The organism is Pandoraea pnomenusa (genome assembly GCF_040391475.1).
Classification (GTDB): Bacteria; Pseudomonadota; Gammaproteobacteria; order Burkholderiales; family Burkholderiaceae; genus Pandoraea; species Pandoraea pnomenusa_C.
In genome coordinates this window covers 24,007-30,608 of record NZ_JBEBXS010000038.1, presented here as the reverse complement: position 1 = coordinate 30,608, position 6,602 = coordinate 24,007, and the positions used below count along the sequence as shown (strand labels likewise).

Genomic DNA, 6,602 nt, shown 5'->3' with positions numbered 1-6,602 from the left:
TCAACAAGGATCCGGAAGCGCCGATTTTCTCGGTGGCGGACTACGGTCTGGTGGGGGATCTGTTCGCTGCCGTACCCGAATGGGTGAGTGGAGCTTAGTGCCTGCGCCGCGCGAGTGATTCGGGACACTCGCTCCGACAACGTATCAACGTCTGCCTGTTCAAGGAAATCCGGTCAAATGAGTGAAATTACGATTGGCATCGATGACGGCGTTCTCACGATAATTTTCAATCGCCCTGCGTACAAGAATGCGCTCACCGCCGAGATGTATCGGATCGTCACGAAAGCGATCAATGCCGCTGTTGAAGATCCGGATGTGCGTGTCTGTGTGCTGCGTGGGAATGACACGGTGTTTACTGCGGGAAACGATATCCGGGATTTCTTGACGCATCCCCCGACTGCCGATGATGGGCCTGCGTTCGCGTTTCTCCGAGCGCTCGCCGAGTTTCCAAAACCGGTGGTCGCGCAGGTCTGTGGGCCTGCCGTCGGGGTGGGGACAACGTTGTTGTTTCATTGTGACTTCGTGTACGCGGCGGATAACGCAACGTTTTCAATGCCTTTTGTCAATCTGGGGCTTTGTCCCGAAGCCGGTTCCAGTCTGCTCGGCCCGTTGATGCTGGGCTATCTGCGAGCTGCCGAGATGTTGCTGCTGGGCGAGGCGATTTCTGCGGCCGATGCGCGCGCCCATGGATTGGTGACCCGTGTTCTCCCTGTCGCAGAATTGAGTCCATACGCCGAAAATCAGGTGCGAAAGCTCGCGGAGAAACCGCTTTCGAGTCTGGTTGAGACGAAGCGGCTCATGAAGGCGGGTCAACGTCTCGCAGTGGCGCGGCAGATGGCGGAGGAAGAAGCCGCCTTTATCCGGATGCTGAGCGAGCCGGCAGCACGTGAGGCACTGGGCGCGTTCCTGGAGAAACGAAGGCCGGACTTTCGGCGTCAGTCCTCAAACGCCTGATTGAACGAGCCGGTATTGAAAGTGCTGCGGAACGCGTATCGACATTTCCAGACCTTCACCGCCCCGCAGCGCGTGAGCGCGTGTGTCAGGGTTATCCCCAGTGCGTTCGCCCGCCCGGTGCACTTGCTCTATCGCAACCGCGTTCACCACGCCACAAACATTGATCTATGTCTAATTCCGCGTGCGTCGCCTGCCTTTGCCGGGGTGCGTCCCGTCCATAATGGACTCGTCATGTTCTCATGACCCTGTCTTCCCGGGATTGTCATGGTGCCCCATGCGTTCCGGTTTTTGAGACCCGCCTCCCTCAGGCGGGTCTTTTTTCTTGTACACGCGTTTCGCCTCGCGCGATTGGCGTGACGCCGCGATGTCACCGATTGAATTCGAACGTGCTAGGATTTTTTAGACGACCGGACGTTATCGAATCCCAGTACCTCGCGGAGACCGTTATGGATCCCTTTCTGCACGGTGGCCTCGGACTTGTTCAGGATGGCGAGTTCGTGCGCTTCTACCTTAATGTCGACGGCAAGGTCTGGACGTGCCAGATCGCGCGCGCGACGCTGAATCGTCTCGCCAGGTCCGACGCCAGTGGGGAAGCGCTCTTCGAGCAGTTCGAGGACGTCGAGGACGAGATCGTCACGCGGGCGGCGAACCTCATCGCGCAGGGGACGAGCACCGAGCCCATTGTGGTCGACCTCAATTGAATGCGCGGCATCGTCGCGCAGCCGCACGCGATCGCATCCGTATCCAGCGTCATCCGTATCTCGCTAACCGGAGTCTGTCATGAGCTATTCGTCGCATGAGCAGGTCTACGAATACCGCGCGGGTTATCAGATTCGTGTCCGCGCTTTTCAGAATGAATACGCCGGGCCTTGGGACTATCTGGTGCAGGTCATCCGTCACGGCAACCCCGAGGGGCCGGAGGTACGCTCGCCGGACGGCCATCGCGACAATCGACTCGATGCCGAGATGGCCGGTCGCAAGGCCGGGGAGCGCATCGTCGACGAGTTGCTTGGCGACGGCGAGGACTGAAGTCCGGTTGGGTCCACCCGGGTGCTGACCGTGCCCGTGACGCGGGACGGTCGACGTGCGGGGGCGCAGCGCGATCAGGTCGCGGTGACGCCGCCGGTCAGCCGCCACACACCGTCCGCCGATACGGCCGCACGGCCATCCTCCTGCAACTTCTCCAGATGCGCCCGCAGTGAGCGTCGCGCAACGCCGTGTCGCGTGAGCGGCACGTCGGCGTACACGACAGGCGTCAGCGCCTCGAGCGTGGTGGCGCCCGTCTGCGCCAGGGCGTCGAGCACACGTGCCTCGCGCGCGAGCCGGTGTGCGACGAGGCGGGCGATCCGCTGCGCAGGACGATCCATCACGAAGCCATGGCCCGGCGCAAGCCAATCGGCGCCGAGAGACGCCAGCTTTTCCAGTGAAGCGAGATACGTTGTCATGTGCCCGTCGGGGGGATTGATGACGACCGTCGAGCCCTGCATGACGTGGTCGCCGGTGAAGACCAGTTTTCCATCGCCGAGCGCGTAGCAAAGGTGATTCGCCGCATGCCCGGGAGTATGAATGGCGTGAAGTACGCGCCCGTCCGGCAGCGTCACGGCCGTGTTGTCCGCGAGCGGGGCATCGGGGACGAACGACGTGTCCTGCCCTTCGTCGTGAAGGGCTTGCATGCCATACGTCGTCGCACCGGTTTTCGCCTTCAGCAACCGCGCGCCCGGCGAATGGTCGCGGTGCGTGTGCGTAACGAAGATCTGTCGGATGGGGCCGGGCGCGGCGCGGAGAATCGCGTCGATGTGCATGGGATCGTCCGGGCCCGGATCGATCACTGCCCAGGTGTTGTCCGCACCGCCGCCGATCAGGTAGGTATTCGTGCCCGGACCGGTCATCATGCCGGGGTTGGCCGCTGTGACACGCAACACGCCGGGCATCAGCGTCACCACACGCCCTGGCACGATGTCGTAGTTGCCGGCGCCCGTATCTTGCGGATCGGTCAGCATCAGTTCTGCCCACGCCGGATCGTCGGGCGTGATCGGCCAGCGCCCGCGCTTGCCTTGCGCGAGACGCGGCTGAATGCGCGGTATCGTCTGCAACGCGTCGGCGGCCGACACGGCATTGTCGAGTGTCGCCATGCCGTCGAGCCATTGGAGCAACTTGCGGGTGGGCGGTAGCAGTCGCAATTGATCGGCGTGCGTGAGCGCGTAGTGGGGGCGCATCCAGCGGTGCGCCGCTGTCTCGAGTCCATCGACCTCGACTTGCTGTCCCGCGGGTAATGTCGCCAGAAAGAAGCGCGTGTCGAAGCGCTTCGGCAGGCTCAGCGGCGTGACCCAGTGACTCAGATAGTGAAGATGCCGGGGCGTGAGCCGCACGTCGAACCTGCTGCATAGCGACGCAATGTCGGTCTTGCCGTCGTGCAGGGCGTCGCGTTGCGTTCGCATGGCATGCAGACGCGCGTCGTCGAGCGTCGCGCCATCGGCGTCGTCGGCCAGCAGGATCCCCGTCTCTTCGAAACACTCGCGGATCGCGGCCACGTAGTAGTCCAGACCGCCTTCGGGCAACTGCAGGCGACGGCTCGCATCGTCGTCGTCGAGCCCCGCACACACCGCATGACCCCGCCGGTCGCCGGCGTCGACCACGCCGCCGGGAAAGACGTAGGCATCGGAGCTGTGATCGCTGGCGTGCACGGCGCGTCGCAGCAGCAGGACTTCCATGCCGCTCGCGCGTGCACGCAGCAGGACGAGGCTTGCGGCCATGCGAAGGCTGCGGGGTACCAGGGGCGCGTCGGGACGTTCGGACATGTGACGGGCGGCGCTTGGCATCGCGGGCCGCGCGAAATCGGAAAGTCCCTAGTGTGCCATCGGACGCGCGCTACCGCAGGCGGGTGAGTCCCGCGGGGTAAATCCCGATGTACGACAGCGGTGAACGTCAGGCGGCGTCGTTGGCGGCGTGCGTCGACACGATGGCGGTGGGGCGGGGCCCGTACTGCCTCGACGACGGCATGCGGGCCGCAACGTCGAGCAGCCACTGCATCGTCGTCTCAGGTTGTGTAACGGGCAGCATGTGACCGCCATCGACCAGCGACACGCGCACGCGCTCGCTGGCGGCTGGCATCGACTCACCGTGGGCGCGAGCGCTCAGAATGCGGTCCTGACGTCCGAAAAGAATGTCGACGGGCACCGTCAGCGCGCCGTAGCGCGCGGCGATGCCGGGCATGTCGTGCTCTGCCGCGAGCATGTCGCCACTGCCCGATTCGAAGTTGCCCGGACGGAAGCCGAGTACGCCGCCGCCACGAATCAAAAAGTCCTTGGGCGCGTCTTCCGGACCGAAGACGTGGGTGAGTGTCGTGCGTCCCGTCATCATGCCGATCGGTACGGCCAGCGTGCGGGCGACCCAGCGGCGCCACCACGGGCTACGGATCGCGAGCGCGCGGAAAGGCGCGGGGACTTCCGACGCGGGCTGCGTCAGCGGCGCGATCAAGGCCAGCGCGCCCACGCGCTCGGGGTGATCGAGCGCCAGTGTCAGCGAGACGGCGCCACCCAGCGAATGGCCGACGACCAGCGGACGCTCGAGCGCGAGCTTGTCGATCAATTGCGCGATCACACCGGCTTGCGAGGCAATGGTGCCGTCGCCCGGGCGCGCGCGTGTCGAGTAGCCGGAGCCAGGGCGATCCACCAGGATGACGCGATGCGAGCTGGCCAGCGCTTCAAGCGGCAGGTAAGCGAAGTTGCGCAGTTGCCCGCACAGGCCGTGGATGAACACGACGGCGGGGCCGCGTCCGAAGTCGACGTAGTGCAGCCGCTCGCCGTCAATGTCGAGGAACTTGCCGTCCGGTGGTACGGCCGCCTCCGCGCGACGCGCCACACGGCGGGTGAGACGCCGCAGGACGAGGACGATGGCGACAAACGCGATGACGAGGCAACCGAACAGATAGGCAATGAGCATGATGTCGTGGCGACCGGAAAAAGGGGACGGCGTCAGCGAGACTGTATCGTGGCAACGCGACGTCGCTGTCGGGCATTGGGCTGCACGTCGCCGACTAACGCGACGCCGCAACCGCGCTCGCGGCCGCCGACGCGCCGGATTCACTCGCGGCACTCGCCGCAAGTCCCGATTCGACCGCATGCGTGGCGCGACGTTCGAATTGCATCGCACCGTCGTCGACACACCCCCAGCGCATGAGCCGCAGATCGCGCAGATAGCTCTGGTAGAACACCCACGGCTTGCGTCCGCCTTGCTTCGGCAGCACCCCGGCCGCGCGCTGAATATAGCCCGACGTCAGCCCGATGGCCGGCATCTCGGCATGCTCGCCGTCGCGCAGGCGCGGCACACACGTGTCGACGCCGTGCGCATCCATATGGATGATCAGACGGCAGACGTACTGCGCGATAAGCTCGGCCTTGAGCGTCCACGATGCGTTGGTGTAGCCGAAGATCGACGCGAGGTTGGGCACGTCGCTGTACATCATGCCCTTGTAGGCGACGGCGTCCGACAGCACGACCGGCTTGCCGTCGACCAGCAGCCGCGCGCCGCCCATCAACTGAACACGCAAGCCGGTGGCGGTCACGACGATGTCGGCATCCAGTGTCTTGCCACTGGACAGTGCGATCCCTTGCGGCGTGAACGACGCGATGTCGTCCGTCACGATGCTGGCCCGACCGCTGCGCAGTGCCTTGAAGATGTCGCCGTTCGGCGCCAGACAGAGCCGCTGGTCCCACGGGTTGTAGCGCGGCGTGAGATCGCGCGCCACGTCGACATGTCCCTGTGCCTGCCGTGCCGCGCGACGGATCAGCACGCGGCGGATAGCGTGGGGCCAGCGTCGTGCGGCGTTGTAGAAGCCGAGCGTGATCAGCACGTTCTTTATGCGCACGATGCGATGCGCTGCGCCTGCAGGCAGCCACCGGCGCAGCCGGTCGGCGACGCCATCGCGCTGGGGCATCGACAGGATGTAGCTCGGTGAACGTTGCAGCATGGTGACGTGCGCGGCATCCGACGCCATGCTCGGCAGCAACGTTACCGCCGTGGCGCCGCTGCCGATGATGACGACACGCTTGTCCCGATAGTCGAGTTCGGCAGGCCAATGCTGCGGATGCACGATCTGGCCGCCGAACGTCTCCATCCCCGGCCATGTCGGGGCATGCCCGGCGTCGTAGGCGTAGTACCCGCTGCACATGAACAGGAAGCGGCACGTGAGCGACTGCGTGTCTTGCCGGCCGTCGTCGTGGGTCCGCTCGACCTCCAGCGTCCAGCGCGCGATGCTCGAATCCCAGCGGGCTTCACGAACCTTGTGGCCATAGCGGATCCGGCCGTCGAGGCCTTCGGCGTGCGCGGTGTCCTTGAGGTAGTCGAGAATCTTGCTGCCGTCGGCAATGGCCTGTTCGCTCGCCCAGGGCCGGAAGCTGAAGCCGAGCGTGAACATGTCGGAATCGGAGCGCACGCCGGGATAACGGAAGAGATCCCACGTGCCGCCCAGTGAGGCACGCGCCTCGAGCACGGTGAAGCGGCTGCCCGGGCAGCGCTCGCGCAGATAGTGCGCGGCAGCGATGCCGGACAGGCCTGCGCCGACGACGATGACGTCGAGATCCGTGGCAACGCTGGCAATATCGGGGGGCGTGCGGTTTGTCGTCATGGGGATGACCTCCGGCCGTCGG

Annotated in this window: 6 protein-coding genes; 3 read left to right on the top strand and 3 right to left on the bottom strand. The window is 65.1% G+C overall.

All coding sequences use genetic code 11. From position 1 onward, the window contains the following. Positions 1-177 precede the first annotated feature (177 nt). From ABWO90_RS24105 to ABWO90_RS24095, 3 genes are all read left to right on the top strand, one after another. On the top strand, positions 178-954 hold the full coding sequence (locus ABWO90_RS24105) for an enoyl-CoA hydratase (RefSeq protein WP_353193743.1): 777 nt from the start codon (positions 178-180) through the stop codon (positions 952-954). Between the two features lie 446 nt (positions 955-1,400). After that, positions 1,401-1,655: a DUF1488 family protein gene (locus ABWO90_RS24100; RefSeq protein WP_353193742.1), complete on the top strand. Its 255-nt coding sequence runs from the start codon at positions 1,401-1,403 to the stop codon at positions 1,653-1,655. A 79-nt stretch (positions 1,656-1,734) separates the two neighbouring features. Continuing rightward, positions 1,735-1,983 carry a hypothetical protein gene (locus ABWO90_RS24095; RefSeq protein WP_353193741.1) on the top strand — a complete coding sequence of 83 codons (249 nt, stop codon included), beginning with the start codon at positions 1,735-1,737 and terminating at the stop codon, positions 1,981-1,983. 74 nt (positions 1,984-2,057) lie between these two features. Here ABWO90_RS24095 and ABWO90_RS24090 read toward each other — a convergent pair whose 3' ends face one another. The 3 genes from ABWO90_RS24090 to ABWO90_RS24080 all read right to left on the bottom strand — a co-directional run bounded on the left by ABWO90_RS24090 (position 2,058) and on the right by ABWO90_RS24080 (position 6,580). Next, positions 2,058-3,707: an MBL fold metallo-hydrolase gene (locus ABWO90_RS24090; RefSeq protein ID WP_353193740.1), complete on the bottom strand. Its 1,650-nt coding sequence runs from the start codon at positions 3,705-3,707 to the stop codon at positions 2,058-2,060. A gap of 172 nt (positions 3,708-3,879) precedes the next feature. Beyond that, positions 3,880-4,896, bottom strand: coding sequence for an alpha/beta fold hydrolase (locus ABWO90_RS24085; RefSeq protein WP_353193739.1), 1,017 nt, complete (start codon positions 4,894-4,896; stop codon positions 3,880-3,882). 94 nt (positions 4,897-4,990) lie between these two features. Then, the gene (locus ABWO90_RS24080) at positions 4,991-6,580 is read right to left on the bottom strand and encodes a flavin-containing monooxygenase (protein ID WP_353193738.1); all 1,590 of its coding nucleotides are present in this window, start codon (positions 6,578-6,580) and stop codon (positions 4,991-4,993) included. Positions 6,581-6,602 lie beyond the last annotated feature (22 nt).